The following is a 19,487-nucleotide window of genomic DNA, read 5'->3' as shown; positions in this document are numbered from 1 at the left end:
TTGAATCGGATAACATTAGAAAATGTTTTTTTTCGCATGCTTTCTGGGTTGAGCTGAGGATTGATTTGGTAAACGTTTTTTACGAGGAAGCAGGGGCTCTCAAAGTCGGCAATATCCTGGCTGACAACACCACCTCGCTGCAAATTGAATCCGTCCATGGAAAACGCTCCAAGATCAAGGCTGGAGCGGTTCTGCTGCGCTTTGAAAATCCGCCCATGCACGAATTCATGCAGCAGGCACAGGAAATGGCTGCTGAGATTGATGTGGATTTTTTATGGGAATGTTGCGAAGAGAACAATGAATTCACTGGGCAGGAACTGGCGAACGATTATTTTGGCCATACGCCCAACCCTGTTGAAATCGCTGCCATCACGATTTTGCTGAACCAGAATCCGATCTATTTCCATAAAAAAGGAACCGGCCGCTACAAAGCCGCCCCCCCGGAAATTTTGCGGGCCGCACTGGCCAGCCGCGAAAAAAAGCGATTGGCCGAGGAAAAACAGGCTGGTTATGTGCAGCAGCTGGTGGCATTCGAGTTACCTGATACATTCAGGCCATTACTGGATGATCTACTGTATAAGCCAGATAAAAATACAATTGAATGGAAAGCACTGGAAGCAGCCTGTGCAGCCACCAGACTGAGTGTCCCCAGATTGCTGGAGCAATGCGGCGCCATTCCTTCAACACATGACTACCATTTCAACCAGTTTTTATATGAACACTTCCCGGAAGGAACCAGCACGGATTCCCTTTCATCTGATTTCCACCGCACGGACCCGGAAGATTTTCTGCTGGCTAAAGTCACGGCGTTCAGTATTGATGATGCTGCCACAACAGAAATCGATGATGCCTTTTCTGTAACGCCGCTAACATTTGGCAGTTTCCGCATTGGAATACATATTGCTACGCCCGCACTGGGTGTTGCACCAGATTCGCTTCTTGATAAATTTGCAGCAAAACGCCTGTCAACAGTTTATCTGCCTGGCCGCAAAATCACCATGCTTCCGGAAAGCGTAATTCAGCATTTCACACTGAGCGAAACACGCCGCCGTCCGGTGCTCTCGTTATATCTGGATGTGGCGGATGATTTTACTGTCACCAATACACTCAGCCGGATAGAAACCATCGAAGTTTCTACCAACTTACGCCTCGATGTGCTGGAACAACAGTTTAACGAAATTACCTTGCGTGAAAATCAGGCAAATTATCCTTTCGCTCATGAGTTAAGAGTGCTCTGGGATTTTTCCAACAAAATGGAGAAATTGCGTGGTAAGGATCAAGATATCAATAGTGAGAAAGTGGATTACAGTTTTACTATTGAACAAGATCGTGTTTCTATTTCCGAACGGCGCCGGGGCGCACCCATCGATAAAGTCGTATCAGAACTGATGATTTTTGCCAACGCCGAATGGGGCAAGCAACTTGCAGATGCCGGTTTCGCCGGGATTTATCGTAGCCAGGGAAATGGCAAGGTGAAGATGAGCCTTTCTCCCGCGCCGCATCAGGGACTGGGGGTATCACAATACACCTGGAGCAGCTCCCCTATGCGACGTTATGTGGATCTTATCAATCAGCGTCAGTTGATTGCATTGGTATCGGGTAATCCACCCGCCTATACCCGGGAAGATGATGCGCTGCTGATTGCCATGCGGGATTTTGAAATGGCCTATGCAACCTACGCGGAATTTCAGCGTGGAATGGAACGCTACTGGTGTCTGCGCTGGTTATTGCAGGAAAACATCAATACAACCGGTGCGGTTGTTGTAAAGGAAAATCTGGTTAAACTGGATCGTTTGCCACTGATAGCTCGGGTGCCTTCATTACCCGATCTCTCCCCGGGCACATTCGTTACCATCGGCATTTCGCAGATCGATCTGCTGGATCGCACGCTCCATGCCAGCTTTCTTGGTAAGCGTGAAGACTGATAAATCAATGCAGCACACGGTAGTTCCCGGTTTCTCCATGCAACCCCATCGCAAAATTTCCCTGGCACTACTGATTTCGCTGCTGCTGCATATGGCGATTGTTGCTGGCATATCGCTCAATCCGCCTGCGCAAAAGCATACCAAAATCACCAAATCCATAGATGTGGTGCTGGTCAACAGCAAATCCCAAACCAAACCCGTAGATACCAGGGTATTCGCCCAGACCAATCTGGATGGTGGCGGCAATGTGGCGGAAGATCGCCAGGCCAAAACCCCTCTGCCAGTGCTGCCTGGAGTAAAGCCGATGACAGATCTCACCGTGGCCACTCAGAAAACAAAACAACTGGAAAGCAAAATCAAAAAACTGCTGACCGTTGCCGAAAGCAAAGCTCATGTCACACAACCGCTTCCGCAGGCAAAACCGGAACAGGATAAACCCAAGCAAAATCAACCTGCCGCCATCAATCCGGACAGCTATAGCGACTTACTGCAGCGCAGCCTCGAGATCGCTCGCTTGGAAGCACAGATCGCAAAAGACCACGAGGCCTATCAGAAACGCCCGAAACGCAGGTTTATCGGCGCACGTACACGCGAATATCGCTTTGCCCGCTATCTGGAAGACTGGCGGCTCAAGGTAGAGCGCATCGGCAACCTGAATTACCCGGAAGAAGCCAGAAGAAAAAAACTGTACGGCAGCCTGCAGTTGACCGTAGGTGTACGTTCTGATGGCAGCCTGGAATCAATCGGGATTGATCGCTCTTCCGGCACCCAGATACTGGATGATGCCGCCATCCGGATTGTCCGACTGGCTGCACGCAACGGATTTTCCCCCTTCCCGCCCGATATCAGCCGGGATACCGATATCCTGCATATCACCCGCACCTGGGTATTCTCTCGCTCGGATAAGCTGCTGAGTGAATAGCAAAATTCTCAGAAATACTTAAAATCAGTCACGATGGATACTTACGCAGTCATTGGCAACCCGATCACACACAGCAAATCACCGTTTATTCATACCCAGTTTGCGCAGCAGACCGGTCGCAGCATGCGCTATACCACCCTGCTGGCACCACTGGATGGATTTGAACGCACCGTCACCACTTTTCACGAAAATGGTGGCATAGGCTTAAACATCACTGTTCCCTTTAAATTTGAGGCCTACGCACTGGCTACCCGGCTGACGGATCGCGCCCGTGCCGCGCATGCAGTTAATACTTTCAGATTCGAGCAGGAGAATGAAATACTCGGCGACAATACCGATGGTGTGGGTCTGGTGCGCGATATTACCATCAACCTGGATTTTGCTTTGCCAGGCAAACATGTTCTGCTAATGGGCGCCGGTGGCGCTGCCAGTGGTGTCATTCTGCCGCTGCTGCAACAAAAACCTGGCCTGCTGGCTATCGCCAACCGCACGCCTGACAAAGCAATCGCCTTGCAGCAGCAATTTGTGAACCATGGAAATATTACTGGCGGACATTATCAGGATTTTATCGGGCAACAATTCGATCTTATTATCAATGCCACTTCAGCCAGTCTGCACAATGCACTCCCTCCCATTCCCGCAGATTTGTTCCATGGCACTGCGCTTGTCTACGACATGCTGTACAGCAGCAAGTTGACACCATTTCTGCAATTTGCCAGCACGCAGGGGGTTACTAATCTGGTTGATGGCACCGGTATGCTGGTCGAACAAGCTGCCGAATCCTTTCTGCTTTGGCACGGTATCCGTCCTGAAACACAGAACGTCATCCGACAACTCAGAGATGAATTGCACCTCCATGCCTCGTGAAACTGACCAAAACATCCCGGCCAACCACGCCCCAACCAGGATTGATCAGCACCTGGCTGTTACGCCCATTACTGCTGCTCCTGACAATTGCATTACTGTATCAATCCTGGTTTCTACTACACATCATCTACTGGCGTACTTACCACCCAACCACCAGCGCATTCATGCAAGATCGCCTGGAAACCATGCACCGGCAGAATCCGGCTGCAAAATTACAGTATCGCTGGGTAGATTACGAACAGATTTCCAATCATCTCAAACGGGCAGTCATCGCCACTGAAGATGCCCGTTTTATGCAACACCAGGGATTTGACTACAAGGCAATTGAAGTAGCCTGGAAAAAAAACCTGAAACAACGCAAACTGGCTGCTGGCGGCTCAACCATCAGCCAGCAGCTTGCTAAAAATCTGTTTTTATCGAGCGAAAAAACCGTATGGCGTAAATTACAGGAAACCCTCATCACACTGATACTGGAAGAATTTCTGAGCAAACGGCGTATTCTGGAGATTTACCTGAATGTCATTGAATGGGGAGAAGGTGTATTCGGCATTGAAGCCGCAGCGCGCCACTATTTTGGAATACCTGCGTCATCTCTTGCGCCTGAACAATCCGCCTGGCTGGCGTCAATCATCTCCAACCCGCGTTTTTATGATACGCATCGCCAATCACCCAGATTGCTCAAAAAAGCCCGGATCATTCTGTCACGCCTGCCGACAGCAAAAATCCCGTAAAAAAACAGAAACAAACATGAACAAGGCTGAACGAATAACCTCGTCTGATATGAAACATACATACCGATACCTGCTATGGTTGCTGCTTCCATGCTTGCTCCCCGTACTTCAAGGTTGTCTGTCACCGATTACGCTGCAGCATGCAGTCAGTGCCTACGACGACACCATCACAGATGCTATTTCCAGACAGCTGTTGACAAACATCGCCCGTGCCCAACACCATCAACCAATTCATTTTACTGGCATCTCAAACGTGGCAGCCACCTTCGACTTTCGTTTCAATGCTGGTGCCACACCTGCACTGGGTGGATTGGCTGGAAATACGCTGATGCCGATATTCGGCGGCAGTATTGCAGAGAACCCAACGATCAGCATCGTTCCAATCGAAGGTGAAGAATTTACCTGGCGGCTGCTAACACCTTTCCGGCAGAACAAGTTCATGCTGCTTTTTCGCCAACGTTTCGATGTCGATCTGTTATTACGGCTGATGGCTCAGGAAGTGCGTATCCAGGAGGGTTTGTCTCAGAAAACATATCGCAACAGATCTCCCTTTCCAGCAGACTACGAGATGTTCCGCAAAGTAGTATTGCATCTATCGGCAATCCAGGATCAGAACCAGCTCCATGCCGAACCTCTAAACATAGAATACAACTGGACCCTGCCTGCAGCATCGGTATCTGCCGAAGGCTTTCAAACACTGGAAAAGGAGTTTTCCATCTATCATGATCAGCAAAAGGGACTGTTTACTCTTCGTCAGAAAAAGCAGGGGCCGATCCTCATTACTAACTATGATCCAGAAATGCTATCCGAAACAGAGCGTGTGCAATTGAATGAAGAAGCAAAGCAGTGGGATCCCACTGATGTTGCATTTGACATTCGTCCTGGCGGAGCGGGGGGAGAATGGCCCATGAAAGGCGCCTTCCGGTTGCGGAGCTTTCATGCAATCATTAATTTTCTCGGTAGTTCACTGGACGATGAACCAGAATACCAAGTGGAAAAGGATCCACGCACTCCCCCCATCCTCCGTGACGAAAATCCTGATGCCACGATGGCTCTTCTTGTGACAGACAACTCACTACCAAATACTGATCTGTCAATCCGGTCACACGGCAAATACTACGCAGTGAATAACCAGGAATCGCATACTCGGTGGAACCGTAATGCTTTTCAGATGCTGTATCTGCTGTTCCAAATGACCGTAACAGGTCTACCGCATACCAACGTCCCCGGTATCACTATTGCCAAATAATCAAAGATATTCAATATCTCTATCCGTCAGTCTTACAGCTGGGATTCGGGTTATCGCTGGTGTCTACCATACCCAGAACGTTAATGCTTATGAGATAGCAGCTTCAAGCAGTGAGTGAAGAGATTTGATTTCACAGCGTTGCAACAAGGTATCTGAAAAACTATTGAGATGGCCGAAAGCGGCGGGAACACCGGGGCAAATACAACTCATCTATCGCTGGATACGGAACGCTCTCGAATAAGAAAATCGGTTCCGACTACTAATGTATAACTAAATCAATGGTAGCAAAGCCGCTGTTGATGCCAAAGATTTTCTCGATGTTTTGCACATGGTTTACGCCATCAAGATCCAGAAGACCCTCACTAATAGTAAGAGGTTTACCGATTCATTCTTTGCAGAATGCATGAAAACCCATAAACAATTATAGGCTTGGTCATTGTGCCATCAGATCAGCCGCCGCAATCGGTATTGAAGCCAAAGACACCATTTCAGACCATGCTGGATTGGTACGAAAAACAGCTCAATTTATTTCATGAGAAACCAGTTAATCGCTGGGGGAAGATACCTTCCCCGTTTCGGATCGTCATAGCAAGAGTGAGTATCCATTTTTATCAGGTTATCCCGGCTATTATTTACAACAGGGGTAGTAAGCTTTGTGTGCTAGCGTACATATTAAGTATATTCTTTCTGATAATCTAATTTAAAAATAAAGATTACATTAGAAAAAGTAGCATGAGGTGCTTCTTGCTCGACAGGTTCTCAGACATTCAGATTGAATGTCGTACCGAAGGTAGTAAACCAGGTACTCCTTAATCTAAAAAATCGAGAGCGTGTTCAGCTTTCTTTATTAATTACTCAGGAGAGCCTTGCCATGACGCAACTTAATGACCATTTCTTCACATTTCCTTAACTCTCCTAATGGTTTCTTTGCTCGGTTGCGCATCGACAGCAAAGCAATCGGGAACCGGAGAATATCTTGATGATACTGTCATCACCACAAAGGTCAAAGCAGCAATTTTCAATGGATCTATCCTAAAATCTGCTAAATCAATGTTGAAACCTTTAAAGGTGTTGTTCAATTGAGTGGCTTCGTTAGTTCGCAAGTTCATGCCAACAGAGCGGTCGAAGTTGCACGCAGTGTTGGGGGTGTGAAATCTGTCAAGAATGCTATGAGTATCAAGTATCAAGTAACGACAGATCACTGCGCTGGTTAACCAGCGCTCATTCTGAACTGTAGCCAGGTGTAGAAAAATAAATATCGGGTAATAGGCGATCTGTTTCTTTCTTGACGACGGCATAGCACTCGCAGCTCAATTCCTCAAGTTTGGGTCGATCCAATACCTTGATATGTCCACGGCTGTATTCAATTATCCCCAGTTTCTGTAGTTTTCCGGCGGCTTCGGTAACGCCTTCACGGCGCACCCCAAGCATATTGGCGATCAACTCCTGAGTCATCGTCAACTGGTTATCTGGCAAACGATCCATCAAAAGCAGAAGCAAGCGACAAAGTTGTTGGTCTATCGAATGGTGACGATTGCAGACCGCTGTCTGGGCCGTTTGCGTAATTAAGGTCTGCGTATAACGCAGCATCAGATGTAACAATTCACCGTGGCGATCGAACTCATCCTTGAGCCGCTGCCCTAGTAGCCGGTAAGCGTAACCAGTGCATTGCACGATACCTTGGCTCAGAGTACTTTCACCACCCATAAATAACGAGATACCGATGAGACCATCGTTACCCACCACCGATATTTCCGCCGATGCGCCACTTTCCATCACATAAAGCAGCGATATGATGGCGTCGGTCGGAAAATAAGCATGACACAAAGTATCCCCTGATTCGTACAAGACTTTACCCAGTGGTAATGGCACCAATTCAAGATGAGGAAATATACGGCTCTGAACTCCGGCCGGCAACGCAGCTAACAGATGGTTTTGTTGCGGTGTAGGCAATACAGACATATCAATCTCCGATTATGTAGTGTGATCACGAGACAAACGTTATGAGACACTTGTTTGCGGAGAAAATATTATATGAGATAAGCATATTTTGGGCACGATATTCTGGACAAAATTTGAAAATTATTGAAGTCGTATTTGTCTGGTTGAGAGGGAAGTTTGAGGTGGCAAGACACGAGATAATCACCAATTTATTGAGGAAATTTTCTGAATGATTCGCATGGGTGCCTCGTGATGCAACTTGCCACTGAATTATGGAGATTGGGTCACACTCATCGATATTTTATCCACTAGCGTGATAAAGGGGTATAGGAAAAATAATGATTTTCATTATGTACGGTATCGTACAGACGACGTTTAGTATCGTCATTAAAATGACAAATATGGGGTATTAATCCCATATTCAATGGGACTAACCCAGTGAATACAACTAAAACAAAATTGGAGACATAATGATGAAACATACCTACCTTTTAATACTTATGATGACTGCAACAATTCTGGCATTACCCGCCTGTGACCAAACTAAAACAGGTACTGAAAAGGTAGTAGATAATGTTAACGATGCGCTTGACCGAAGACCCGGGGAGAAAGTACTTGATGCTGCTGAAGATGCGGGTGATGCGGCTAAAGATGCGGGGGATACGCTCAAAGATAACGTTAACGATGCGCTTGATCAAAGACCTGGGGAGAAAGCTCTTGATGCCGCCGAAGATGCAGGTGATAAGCTTGAAGATGCCGGCAAAGAAATTAAGGAAAACGTTAAAGATGCATACTGATCAGTATGCATCTTAATTATCCAACATTTTCCTGATCTTCAGTATTGCAGATACTAAGCTATTTTAAGCAGATTATTCCAGTTGTTGATAAAACCAGAGGAGAAACTCGTGGACTATACAGGATTAATAATTTTTATCGCAATCGGTGCAATCGCGGGCTGGCTAGCTGGGATATTGATGAAAGGAAGGGGCTTTGGTCTCATGGGCAATATCATTATTGGCATTGTTGGTGCCATTGCAGGTGGCCTCTTGTTCGGTCTATTGGGGCTCATCGGTTCAATAGTGACCGCTATAGTCGGATCCGCAGTATTATTATTTCTAGCCTGGGTTATCACGAAGTCTAAGAATCCATCCTGAATTGATTAACATAGGAGAGACATTATGAGCACGAAAGAAGCATACAAACAAAAGATAGAAGCCGAAATTGAGTTGGCACAGGCCAAATTGGCAGAACTGAGGGCTGAAGCGAAGAGTTCTGCAGCTGATACCCGCATAAAATATGATAAGCAGATAGGAGAACTTGAGCAAAAGGTTGATACTGCGAAGGCTAAGATGGGGGAACTGGCTGAGGCCAGCGAGGATGCGTGGGAGGATCTTAAGGATAGCGCAGAGGATGCTTGGGATTCGCTAAGTAGTGCTGTCCGAGATGCAGCCGCAAAGTTAAAAGACAAGTTTAAAGGTTAGATGTTATTAGCCTTGTAAAAACCGTCCCACGCTAATATGCGCATCAATTAGCGTGGGTATCGCAAATGTCTAACAACCTCCATCCATGAAATATACCAAAAGGCCTACCTCCAGCCGACGAAAATCAGGCTTGAGTACTTCCTGGAAGCAGTGTCGTTCGTCCATCAAGTCGTTTTCTTCACCTATATAAACTACGTAGGTTGAAACATCGTGAGCATATTGCTCGCAGTACCCGAACGTGAGCAATCTCTGGGAGAAGAGATCGCGAACAGCATCAGCCACGGTATAGGACTGGTCGCAGCACTGATAGCAACCCCATTTCTTATTATGCGTGCGGTGCAGTACGCAGATACAGGCTTTATCATTGGTGCGAGTTTTTTTGCAGCAACGATGATCCTGCTGTATCTCGCTTCTACCCTCTATCATGCTTTGCCGCAAGGCAAGGCTAAGCGTGTATTTAAGATTATCGAACATTCTGCGATCTATCTCCTCATCGCTGGTACCTACACGCCGTTCACGCTGGGTGTGCTTCGTGGTCCATGGGGATGGACACTCTTTGGGATCGTCTGGGGGCTCGCCGCAATCGGAGTAACATTGAAAGCATTCGATAAGATGCACAACCCCATTATCACCACCAGTCTTTATCTGCTTATGGGGTGGCTCATTCTCATCGCAATTTACCCGTTGTACACCCGCATACCTGTATCCGGCTTACTATGGTTGATTGCAGGAGGGGTGACTTATACGATCGGCGTATTCTTTTTTGCGACCGACTCACGTTTTCGATACGGTCACTTCATCTGGCATTTGTTTGTAATGGTGGGTACTGTCTGCCACTACTTTGCAGTCCTCTGGTATGCAGCTCCCTAGCAGTATGGTTTTTCCAGATAGAGCTTCCCACCAGGCCTAATTTTTCCTGGTATCGATTCATTCCCACATTACGTTACAACCTGCCTTTGCTGCGGCAGTCAGTAACTCAATTAGAGGCAGTCCTCGATTAATCATGCTTACCACCGGCTCATTTGTATCTTCATCCTTATTCTCGACTGGTGGCGAGATTTCTTTTTGTATATTTAAAGCAGTTGTTAACTGATGCAGTGCTTGAGGAACATCTGCTGCCAGAATAGCGCCCGGTACGGTTTCACTGTGCCCCATCATTTTCAACATGGTTAGCGCGTCTTCTCCAAACATGGTGATATCAGCATAGCTATCGGTTTTGAATGTCACGAGCATGCATTTCTCCTTGATAGGTAATGGATCGATTGTGATTAATTTACTTTTTCAATACCGCATTCCGTTTTCCGGTAATTGTGTAGATATTCGCTTCCTCTCACTTGCTAAATGAGTAGTCTCTTCTTGTGAATACTGATGATAATTTTATCCTCGCCAGAGCTCTAGGGTCTGTTCCTATTTGATCTCAATATTGATTTAAAGAAGCAAGTTCGTATCGTTGTAGCTCTCACCAGCAATACGAGCTTGCAATGCTCCGATTATTGCTTAATGCTGAGCTCTGGCCGAAGCTACTGGCCATTTTGCTTCACAACCACCTCTACAACAAGCAAGATTTGCTGTATGACTGTCGAAGGCATACTGTACCGCATGGTACCGGTTCATTCGGGAGCTGGAGCAAGGTTTATAAACGATTCACCGCCTGATCTGCCAGCGGAAAATGGCTCAAGGTATTTCAGGCTCTGGTGGTTGAGCCGGACATGGAGCGGGTTTTTATCGATGGTAGCTATCAAGGCTCACCAGCACAGTGCGAGCGGTAAGGATAAGGCAATCGGGAAAAGCCGGGGCGGTGCAAAATTCACATGGCGGTAGATACCCACGGACTTCCCCCATCGCATTCGATATTACCGGTAGTCAGATCAATGATTGCACACACGCATTGGCTTTGATTCATGCTGGGCGCGGCTCAATCCATTATCGCAGACAAAGGACTATGACAGTTAGGCCATTCACGATCAAAGCGAACAACAAGGTGCCAAGGCAGTCATTCCAGGGAAGGGGTAACTCCAAAACAGATAATGCAGATCCGGAGCGAGGACTATACCGGTACCGACACCTGGTAAAAAATATTTTCACACGGTTGAAACAGTGCCGGGCGGTGGTCCTGTGCTTTGATAAATTCAAACAAAACCACGAAAGCCTCGTGGCTATGGTTTGTACCTTCCTGTGGTTACCAATGTGAAATGGGAACAGGGCCATAGCAATCAAGAAAAAAACACAGCAGTAACAAACCACACTGCCTGTTGTGTAACTGTCCCGTAAAAATTCCATGCTAAAATAAAAAGCAGTTACGGGCGTGCTATCGAGCCCAAACAATGTCAGCTTCCCTGTCTTCTCTGTACCTCGCAGCTGATGTGTTTTGCGCTGCAATAATTATTGCGTTCGCGAGAAAACCCGGTATTTTTGCCACTGGTACCTGACTGCAACCAATAATGAAGGCAGAAACAGGGATTGTTTATCTTTACTGCCGATAGCATTCCGGACATCCCGAGAAACTTCACGGAGTCATTTTTCCTTGCCCATTTCTCAACTGATATTTCTGATATCAAATAATCATGCAGCTGATACGCGCACTTCATTGATTCTTATAACGGCTTCCAGCCAACAAACACGATTACCGGTTCAGCCATGACTGAAGAACATCACGAAAATCAGGACGAAAACCTGGAAAGCAAACTGCAGAAAATTATCTCTCTACTGCAAAGATACAAACTGGTAGAAGGTTTCGTTCGTCTGCAGGATACCCCAGAGCCAGAATTGATTGAATCAATCATACAAAAACAGAATCTCGCCAATCTACGTGGAGCGCTGGATAAACTTCATCCGGCAGATATTGCCCGTATTCTGGAGATGATCCCACTCGAAGATCGCTTGATCGTCTGGAGATTTGTCAAGGCTGAGCATGATGGTGAGGTACTGCTCGAAGTCTCCGATGCCGTTCGCCAGACGCTGATCGAGGATATGGACAGCGAGGAGCTGGTTGCCGCGGCAGAGCAGCTGGATGCAGACGAAATTGCCGATCTGGCACCGGATTTGCCCAGCGACGTCATGGAAGATGTTTTCCGGGCATTGCCCATGGAAGAACGTGAGCAACTGCGTGCAGCCATGTCCTTCTCTGAAGATGCAGTGGGCGCGCTGATGGATTTTGATGTCATTATCGTACGTGGAAATGTGCGTATCGAGGTTGTTCTTCGCTATTTACGCCGACTTGGTGAATTGCCGGATCACACCGATCAGCTGTTTGTAGTTGATCGTAACGAACACCTGCAAGGAACTCTGTTGTTGAACCGATTGCTGGTTAGCGATCCAAACACCACCGTAACTGAAGTCATGACGCCTAAAACAGTCAAATTCCTTCCAGATGATAAGGCTGAACAGGCAACAGATGCATTTGAACGTTACGATCTGATAACAGCTGCAGTTGTTTCCCCGGAAGGAAAGCTGCTAGGCAGAGTAACTGTTAATGCGGTCATTGATTTCATGCGTGAAAAGGCTGATCTTGAAGCACGCAATCAGGTCGGGTTAAGCGAAGAAGAAGATTTATTCGCTCCCGTCTGGAAAAGTGTCCGCAACCGGTGGGCCTGGCTAGCGATCAATCTGGTTACAGCATTCTTTGCTTCCCGCGTGATCGGACTTTTTGAAAATTCAATTGAAAAACTGGTTGCACTGGCTGCCCTGATGCCTATCGTAGCCGGTGTTGGCGGTAACTCCGGCAATCAAACGATCACCATGATCGTGCGCGCCCTTGCACTGGGGCAGGTCAGTCAAGGCAGCACCCTCAAACTGATCACCAAGGAAATCAGTGTCAGTATCGTTAATGGTATCGTCTGGGGAGGGCTCGTAGGGGTATTTACTTATGCCATCTATCAGAATATACAGCTCGGCCTGGTAATGTCGCTTGCCATGCTGTTAAACCTCCTTCTCGCTGCATTTGTCGGGGTACTCATCCCGCTGACACGCAAAAAACTGGGGCGTGATCCAGCACTTGGCTCCAGTGTCATGATTACTGCCGTCACTGATAGTGGAGGATTTTTCATTTTTCTGGGGCTGGCAACACTTTTTTTGCTGTAATTTTCCAGAATCACCCGTTCCGCCTGGCACGAGCGCTCTTACCAGGAAATACTGACAAATAAAACTTGTAGATCAGATGTGGCAACAGGCGATACAACGGCATGCGCAGCCAGTGGCTGCGCAAGTAGAGCAACAAACGCGCGAGTTCCGCCCGTTTTGATGGCTGATCAGGATGTTGCGGCAGCAACGCCAGCGGCACGCAATTATGCATGATGCGTAATGCCAGCCAGCCAGGTTGATGATTTAACCGTTTTTTCAGTTGATCCGGAACCGATGAGTGCAGTAATAAACGACTAAAATAGAGGCTGTAAAAAAGCGGTCTACCCAGCCCAAGCCGGTTGGCGCGATTGATCAGCTTCTCCTGGAAAGACAACTGTTGCTGGCTGAAAAATTGCAAAATTTCATGAAAATCCAGCAAATGACGTAGATCATCGGCCAATTCATTGTTCTGAAACAGATTGACTGCGCAGTGTAACAGCATGTCTTCCGGACTCAGCACATAAACACCTTCATCCTCCACTTTGATCGCTGCTTCCTGGAACGGTAGCGGATCAATTTTCAGATTGCCCAGCGGTGAGGAAAGCGTGTGATGCACATCTACCTCAACCCCGCGCTCAGGATGCACCAACGCAGGAATTTCGTGGCTCCATTCACGGTAATAGCGCTCGTCATAATTGGTGAGCGCGTGGTGCTGCCAGCCTTTTTCCGATAGCACGGATTCAATCTGACCAAGAGCTTCCTTCGAAACCAGTAAATCCAGATCAGCAAAGATGCGCCCGGCAGCATTCGGCAAGTCTTGTAGCTGATACGCCATGCCTTTAAGTACGATGATCAGGATCTCTCGGCCATCGAGCGCCCATAATATCCGACTCAACTCCCAATTTACCGATTGCTGCTGTTTTTTTACCTGAATCAAACTGGAGCGCAACAGATTGACAGCTCGCTGCGGAATTTTATCCAGCAATCCATCTTTTTCCAGCCAGGCAGCAAGGTAACCAAGCAACTTTGCGCGCCTTGCCACTCGCAACAGCAACTCCCATTGCGAATTACTGTAATCGATCAGGACAGCAGGCCGGATAATCGCTTCCAGCAGTAACTGGTGATGATCCAGCCTGGTATCAACCTTAAACTCAGCCATCAGTCAGTTCATCCAATGCAGCCAATGCACTGTCAAAATCGGAATACACCAGTTTGCGACACTCGCAGCCCCGAACCAGTCGCGTCACCGCATCAAATGCAATTTCCCCCAGCACTTCGTAGTTAAATGCGTTTGTTGCAAGCAACAGAAACGCCTCGGATTGTGGCAAAGACTCCAGCCGCAAAGCAGCACCAGCTACCCATTTCGGGAAAACAATCCAGCGGGGTTGGGCAGCCTCATCTACCCGCTCAATACTTTCTTGCGGTGGACGTATATGCGCAACCGTGCCCTTCAATGTGCCAGGTATTTCTGGCCCCAGTACGGCTTCTGGCAGATAATCACGAATGACTTTAATGGATTGATTTTTGAGCGGCATCAGCCGGGGAAGTGGAAAAAAATCACCGATTTCAGGAGCCATCAGTCCGAATTCATCAGAAAACAGACGATAACCACGGTGCATGAGCATAGCGCTCAAAGTTGTCTTGCCGCTGCCCGGCCAGGCCGGCAGCAGCAATACATGGCCGTTACGTTCCACTGCGGCAGAATGAAACAGCAACAGATGATTGATGCGCATGGCAATGACAAGATTCACTCCCCATTCCAGGGCCGCCAGTGCCTGCTCTACGGGAACAGGCGGAAACGGGGAGCGGCCATCAACTTCGAATCGGATCAATCGCGCAAATGGCTGTCTGATCGAGCGCTTGGGAATGACTCGGACATGAAATTCAACAATCTCGTCCTCATCCACCAGTGAATAGTGAGCATACATCTGGCGAAGCTGATGAATAAGTGATGGTAACCGGGTTTGAACAGATAGATTGAACGGACCCATCTTTACCCGCAGACCTTGGCCAGCAAGCAATACACGCAATTCATCCAGTGAAAGCTGTTCGACCTTCACTCGTTTTCTTTTACCCTCTCGATCAGCCCTAACGCCTCATAACGCTGTAAGGTCTGGGCAATTTTCCCGAAAAATTGAGTATCAGGCTGTAATGAAAAATGTACTGATAACTCCTGACAGATTGTATTGAGTCCGAGGGGAGAGCCATCAAGTATCGTCAGAATATGCAACCCCATTTCATTCAAAAAATGGGTTTTCCCGGATTCAGGCTGGAACACGGTAAATTCACCATCCCAGTTTTCTATATACAGTGACGAAAAATGAGATGAATACCAGCTATTCATTCAATTTACCACTACTGCCAATTATTATAGATCGCTGAAAAAACCTCTGCCTTGAAGAGATTGAAACGCAGTCACTGAAATCAGAATGCCTCCGCCTGTTTGGCAATTCTCTGCCTGTGTTGCCAAATCTTGCGATGCATCACCCAAGGCTGCTGTCGGATTCATGCCTAAATCATAAGTGGAGCTACTTTCTTCAATAGGACCATCTCCGGGATTGACGCACACGATTCGTGCTTGTTCCAGATCATTCATCTTCTTCGCCGCCGAATCCAGATCTGTAACCGCTCCTACCAGATTACTCGTCCGTGCCAGTGCCGCCCCACTATGTAAGGTCATGATGACTGGAATGGCAACGGTACTTTTGAGTAATTGTCTGCGAGCCGGCTGGGAAGGAAGAGCAGCTGTCGTCTGTTCACCAGCTGCATCCTGTTTCAATTGTTCCGGTATATTTTTTTCCGACATGTTCAGTCACCTCTCATGCAAAGTTTCAGGAAAAATCAGTTGCCAGTATAACAATAGCCGGCAAAAAATAAGTTCTTAATATGTCTTTAATTCTATAAACAAGCATATTTCATGCCATATCCAAACAGTATTTTTTATATCATAAAAAACAAAAAGATAAATTTATTTATCTATCTAAAAAATTCCTGGCTCACCGAGATGTAAAAAAACTCGACACCTAAATGTTTCAAAAAATGGCAACTTGTCTCAACAATAGATCCGTCGGAAATAACCTCATCCGGCTTTTGCAGCCAGCAGCATTTCTGTTTTTAGCTGATGATCCGTTTCCCAGTGTTTGTAAAGCATATGGTACAGCACTGGCAACACCAGTAATGTCAGGATAGTCGAGGAAAGGATGCCACCGATCACCACTGTAGCCAATGGACGCTGCACTTCTGCACCCAGACCGGTTGCCAGCGCCATGGGAATGAAGCCAACTGCATCGGTGAGCGCAGTCATCAATACTGGCCGCAGCCGTGTCAGTGCACCAGTTTGGACAGCATCCATCAGCGCATGCCCATTCTGACGCAATTCCCGGATAAATGTCAGCATGACCAGCCCGTTCATCACTGCAATTCCTGACAGGGCGATAAATCCGATTCCAGCAGAAATAGACAGCGGAATATCACGCAACCATAAAGCCAGTATTCCACCTGTCAGTGCGAATGGCACGCCGGTAAATACCAGCATGCCATCCCGAAAATTACCGAACACAATGTAGAGCACAACAAAAATCAGCGTTAGCGCGACCGGCACCACAATTTGCAGACGTTCCGCAGCTGAAATCATTTGTTCAAACTGCCCCCCCCACGCCAGCCAATACCCTGGGGGAATCTGTATTTCTTCATTCACCAACGTCTGTGCTTCCTTGACGAAGGAACCAAGATCACGCCCGCGCACATTGGCAGACACCACCACCCGCCGCTTCCCGTTCTCACGGCTAATCTGGTTCGGCCCCTGCACAATTTCAAAATCGGCCACCTCGCCCAACGTCACAAAGGCAGCCGATCCAGCTGATGGCATCTGGCCAGCCAGCATCCCCTCCTGCACCCCAGACTGAACCGGCAGACCAATCGGCAGGTAGCGTAATGCTTCAATATCCGTACGCAATGATTCGGGTAGCCGCACCTGCAGCTCAAAGCGGCGATCTCCTTCAAAAATCAAGCCTGCACTCTTGCCACCAACCGCAATGGCCACAGCATCTTGCACATCTGCAACATTCAAACCATAACGTGAGATATTTGTGCGATTGGCTTGAATAGACAATACCGGCAATCCGGTTACTTGTTCCACTTTCACATCCGCAGCACCTGGCACGGTCGCCACCAACGCTTCAATACGTTTCCCCACAGCGAACAACTTATCCAGATCGTCACCGAATACCTTGATCGCCACATCGGCTCTCACACCGGCGATCAACTCATTGAAACGCATTTCAACCGGCTGGGTAAATTCATAATTGTTCCCTGGTACCTGCAATACTGCCTTTTCCATTGCAGCAATCAGCTCATCCTTGGTCCGGTAGCGGCCAGACCATTCCGATCGCGGTTTTAGCATGACAAAAATATCAGCCACACTGGGAGGCATCGGATCCGTTGCAACCTCTGCCGTTCCAATCTTGCTAAATACCCGCTCCACTTCAGGAAACGATTGGATTACTTTTTCCAACTCGCTTTGCATGGTGATAGCAGTAGAAAGGCTCGTCCCGGGAATCCGGATCGCGTGCAACGCAATATCCCCTTCATTCAGGTTAGGTACAAATTCGCTGCCCAGGCGGGTTGCCAATAATATCGATAAAACCATGATGACTGCAGCAACGGTAATGGTTAGGCCCTGATTGCGCATAACTGTCGCGAGCATCGGCCGATAGAAGCGTTTACACCACACAACGATCCAGCTTTCCTTTTCTGTCACCTTGCCAGTCAGAAACAGGGCTATCGCTGCCGGTACAAAAGTCACCGATAGAATCAACGCACCCAGCAATGCTGCCACCACAGTAAACGCCATGGGATGAAACATCTTACCTTCGACGCCAGACAAGGCAAAAATCGGCAGATAGACGATCATGATGATCACCTGTCCGTAAATCAGCGCACGCCTTACCTGCTGAGTTGCTGTGAAAACCAGTTTCAGTCGTTCTTCCCGGCTTAACGTCCGTCCCAACCTGGCTTGTTCCTGGGAAAAACAGCGGATACAGTTCTCAATGATGACGATAACGCCATCCACGATGATGCCGAAATCCAGTGCGCCCAGACTCATCAGATTAGCGCTGACGTGATTAGCCGCCATGCCGCTAAACGTAAACAGCATCGACAACGGGATAACGAGTGCGGCAATTATCGCCGCACGGATATTGCCCAGAAACAGGAACAAGACGACGATCACAAGAAAGGCCCCTTCAACCAGATTACTGGCCACGGTATGAATCGTGCCATCAATCAACGTGGTTCGATCGTACACCGGAACAGCCACCACTCCAGCTGGCAGCGAACGGTTAATTTCCATCAGCTTATTGGCAACTGCATGCGCTACGGTACGGCTATTCTCTCCGATCAGCATATGGGCAGTTCCCAGCACCACCTCTTCACTATTACGGGTAGCAGCACCTGTACGCAACTCCTTGCCAATCAGGATATCGGCCACATCCTTGATGTGCAGCGGCGTGCCTTGCCTACTGCCCAGCGTAATCTCGCCAATCTCATCCAGATTAGTAACCTGCCCCGGTAAACGTACCAGGTACTGCTCGCCACGCTTCTCGATGTAACCCGCCCCCAGATTGAGGTTGTTGCGCTCCAGTGCAGTAACAATTTCCTGCAGGGTCAGGCCATAGGCGATGAGTTTTTCCGGATAGGGTGTGACGTGATATTGCTTGACGAATCCGCCGATGGTGTTGATCTCTGTCACCCCTTTCACCATGCGTAATTGTGGTCGGATGATCCAGTCCTGAATTTCACGCAGATCAGTGGATGTATAGAGTGCGCCATCCGGTTTACGCGCGCCCGCAATACTTTCGACCGTCCACATGAATATTTCCCCTAAGCCAGTGGAAACAGGCCCCATTACCGGCTCGACACCAACCGGCAATTGCCCTTTCGCCTCCTGGATACGCTGACCGACCAATTGACGGGCAAAATGAATGTCGGTTCCATCCTGAAATATCACCGTTACCTGGGATAACCCGTAGCGAGACAATGAGCGTGTGTAATCCAACCCGGGCAACCCTGCCATAATGGTTTCTACCGGGAAAGTAATGCGTTGCTCGACTTCCATGGGTGAATAGCCGGGTGTGGCCGTATTGATCTGCACCTGCACATTGGTAATGTCAGGTACGGCATCAATCGGCAATCGCTGGTAGCTATGCAAACCCAGCACGGCCATAGCCAGAACGGCCAACAACACCAATCCACGATGGCGAATCACGACATGCAGAATATGTTCAAACATGAGTAGTATCTCCGCTCAACCGA

General features: G+C 48.0%; 19 protein-coding genes and 1 pseudogene. 12 read left to right on the top strand and 8 right to left on the bottom strand.

Annotated elements, in window-relative coordinates; genetic code table 11:
• Positions 1–65 precede the first annotated feature (65 nt).
• The 5 genes from ABF86_RS02535 to ABF86_RS02515 are packed head-to-tail and all read left to right on the top strand — an operon-like array spanning position 66 to position 5,694.
• Positions 66–1,925 carry an RNB domain-containing ribonuclease gene (locus ABF86_RS02535; RefSeq protein ID WP_074684755.1) on the top strand — a complete coding sequence of 620 codons (1,860 nt, stop codon included), beginning with the start codon at positions 66–68 and terminating at the stop codon, positions 1,923–1,925.
• 7 nt (positions 1,926–1,932) lie between these two features.
• The gene (locus tag ABF86_RS02530) at positions 1,933–2,847 is read left to right on the top strand and encodes a TonB family protein (protein ID WP_240142193.1); all 915 of its coding nucleotides are present in this window, start codon (positions 1,933–1,935) and stop codon (positions 2,845–2,847) included.
• A gap of 33 nt (positions 2,848–2,880) precedes the next feature.
• Entirely contained in the window at positions 2,881–3,714 is an 834-nt protein-coding gene (aroE, locus tag ABF86_RS02525) for a shikimate dehydrogenase (protein ID WP_074684716.1), read from the top strand.
• Positions 3,711–4,445 (top strand): monofunctional biosynthetic peptidoglycan transglycosylase, encoded by a 735-nt coding sequence (gene mtgA / locus ABF86_RS02520; protein ID WP_083341414.1) that lies wholly within the window; start codon positions 3,711–3,713, stop codon positions 4,443–4,445. The genes aroE and mtgA overlap by 4 nt, the downstream gene beginning before the upstream one ends.
• Before the next feature lie 49 nt (positions 4,446–4,494).
• Entirely contained in the window at positions 4,495–5,694 is a 1,200-nt protein-coding gene (locus ABF86_RS02515) for a hypothetical protein (RefSeq protein ID WP_074684752.1), read from the top strand.
• An 896-nt stretch (positions 5,695–6,590) separates the two neighbouring features.
• Here the strand turns inward: ABF86_RS02515 and ABF86_RS13165 are convergent.
• Complete coding sequence (locus ABF86_RS13165; protein ID WP_345889559.1) at positions 6,591–6,773, bottom strand: hypothetical protein; 183 nt, start codon at positions 6,771–6,773, stop codon at positions 6,591–6,593.
• Between ABF86_RS13165 and ABF86_RS13160 the strand changes: the two genes are divergently transcribed.
• On the top strand, positions 6,774–6,908 hold the full coding sequence (locus ABF86_RS13160) for a BON domain-containing protein (RefSeq protein WP_345889558.1): 135 nt from the start codon (positions 6,774–6,776) through the stop codon (positions 6,906–6,908). It abuts the gene before it with no gap.
• A 7-nt stretch (positions 6,909–6,915) separates the two neighbouring features.
• Here the strand turns inward: ABF86_RS13160 and ABF86_RS02505 are convergent, their stop codons facing one another.
• Complete coding sequence (locus ABF86_RS02505; protein ID WP_074684714.1) at positions 6,916–7,656, bottom strand: Crp/Fnr family transcriptional regulator; 741 nt, start codon at positions 7,654–7,656, stop codon at positions 6,916–6,918.
• Between the two features lie 449 nt (positions 7,657–8,105).
• Here ABF86_RS02505 and ABF86_RS02500 point away from each other — a divergent pair, with 449 nt between their 5' ends.
• From ABF86_RS02500 to ABF86_RS02485, 4 genes are all read left to right on the top strand, one after another.
• Positions 8,106–8,432: a hypothetical protein gene (locus tag ABF86_RS02500; RefSeq protein ID WP_074684713.1), complete on the top strand. Its 327-nt coding sequence runs from the start codon at positions 8,106–8,108 to the stop codon at positions 8,430–8,432.
• 108 nt (positions 8,433–8,540) lie between these two features.
• A complete protein-coding gene (locus tag ABF86_RS02495) occupies positions 8,541–8,789 on the top strand; it encodes a GlsB/YeaQ/YmgE family stress response membrane protein (RefSeq protein WP_011633607.1) in 249 nt (82 codons plus the stop codon).
• Between the two features lie 24 nt (positions 8,790–8,813).
• On the top strand, positions 8,814–9,116 hold the full coding sequence (locus tag ABF86_RS02490) for a hypothetical protein (protein ID WP_011633606.1): 303 nt from the start codon (positions 8,814–8,816) through the stop codon (positions 9,114–9,116).
• Between the two features lie 210 nt (positions 9,117–9,326).
• Complete coding sequence (locus tag ABF86_RS02485; RefSeq protein WP_011633605.1) at positions 9,327–9,986, top strand: hemolysin III family protein; 660 nt, start codon at positions 9,327–9,329, stop codon at positions 9,984–9,986.
• 57 nt (positions 9,987–10,043) lie between these two features.
• Here ABF86_RS02485 and ABF86_RS02480 read toward each other — a convergent pair whose 3' ends face one another.
• Positions 10,044–10,349 (bottom strand): DUF1840 domain-containing protein, encoded by a 306-nt coding sequence (locus tag ABF86_RS02480; protein ID WP_074684712.1) that lies wholly within the window; start codon positions 10,347–10,349, stop codon positions 10,044–10,046.
• A gap of 248 nt (positions 10,350–10,597) precedes the next feature.
• On the opposite strand from ABF86_RS02480, the pseudogene ABF86_RS02475 reads away from it, so the two are divergent.
• Both ABF86_RS02475 and mgtE read left to right on the top strand, forming a co-directional pair.
• Positions 10,598–11,307 (top strand): annotated as a pseudogene (locus ABF86_RS02475) (IS5 family transposase).
• A gap of 446 nt (positions 11,308–11,753) precedes the next feature.
• Positions 11,754–13,196, top strand: a complete 1,443-nt coding sequence (gene mgtE, locus ABF86_RS02470; protein ID WP_011633602.1) for a magnesium transporter — start codon at positions 11,754–11,756, stop codon at positions 13,194–13,196.
• 10 nt (positions 13,197–13,206) lie between these two features.
• On the opposite strand, the gene ABF86_RS02465 is transcribed toward mgtE, so the two are convergent.
• The 5 genes from ABF86_RS02465 to ABF86_RS02445 form a co-directional block, all read right to left on the bottom strand.
• Positions 13,207–14,334, bottom strand: a complete 1,128-nt coding sequence (locus tag ABF86_RS02465) for a nucleotidyltransferase family protein (RefSeq protein WP_011633601.1) — start codon at positions 14,332–14,334, stop codon at positions 13,207–13,209.
• On the bottom strand, positions 14,327–15,235 hold the full coding sequence (locus ABF86_RS02460; RefSeq protein ID WP_160803447.1) for an HprK-related kinase A: 909 nt from the start codon (positions 15,233–15,235) through the stop codon (positions 14,327–14,329). Before ABF86_RS02460 ends, ABF86_RS02465 begins: the two co-directional genes overlap by 8 nt.
• Positions 15,232–15,519: an HPr-rel-A system PqqD family peptide chaperone gene (locus ABF86_RS02455; RefSeq protein WP_160803446.1), complete on the bottom strand. Its 288-nt coding sequence runs from the start codon at positions 15,517–15,519 to the stop codon at positions 15,232–15,234. Before ABF86_RS02455 ends, ABF86_RS02460 begins: the two co-directional genes overlap by 4 nt.
• Positions 15,520–15,543: 24 nt before the next feature.
• Positions 15,544–15,981 carry a hypothetical protein gene (locus tag ABF86_RS02450; protein ID WP_074709548.1) on the bottom strand — a complete coding sequence of 146 codons (438 nt, stop codon included), beginning with the start codon at positions 15,979–15,981 and terminating at the stop codon, positions 15,544–15,546.
• A gap of 273 nt (positions 15,982–16,254) precedes the next feature.
• Positions 16,255–19,464: a CusA/CzcA family heavy metal efflux RND transporter gene (locus ABF86_RS02445; RefSeq protein WP_160803445.1), complete on the bottom strand. Its 3,210-nt coding sequence runs from the start codon at positions 19,462–19,464 to the stop codon at positions 16,255–16,257.
• Positions 19,465–19,487 lie beyond the last annotated feature (23 nt).

This window comes from Nitrosomonas sp. GH22 (assembly GCF_009833115.1).
GTDB classification, from domain to species: domain Bacteria; phylum Pseudomonadota; class Gammaproteobacteria; order Burkholderiales; family Nitrosomonadaceae; genus Nitrosomonas; species Nitrosomonas eutropha.
Note: the sequence above shows the minus strand (reverse complement) of the source record. Positions and strands in the feature narration are given on the sequence as shown.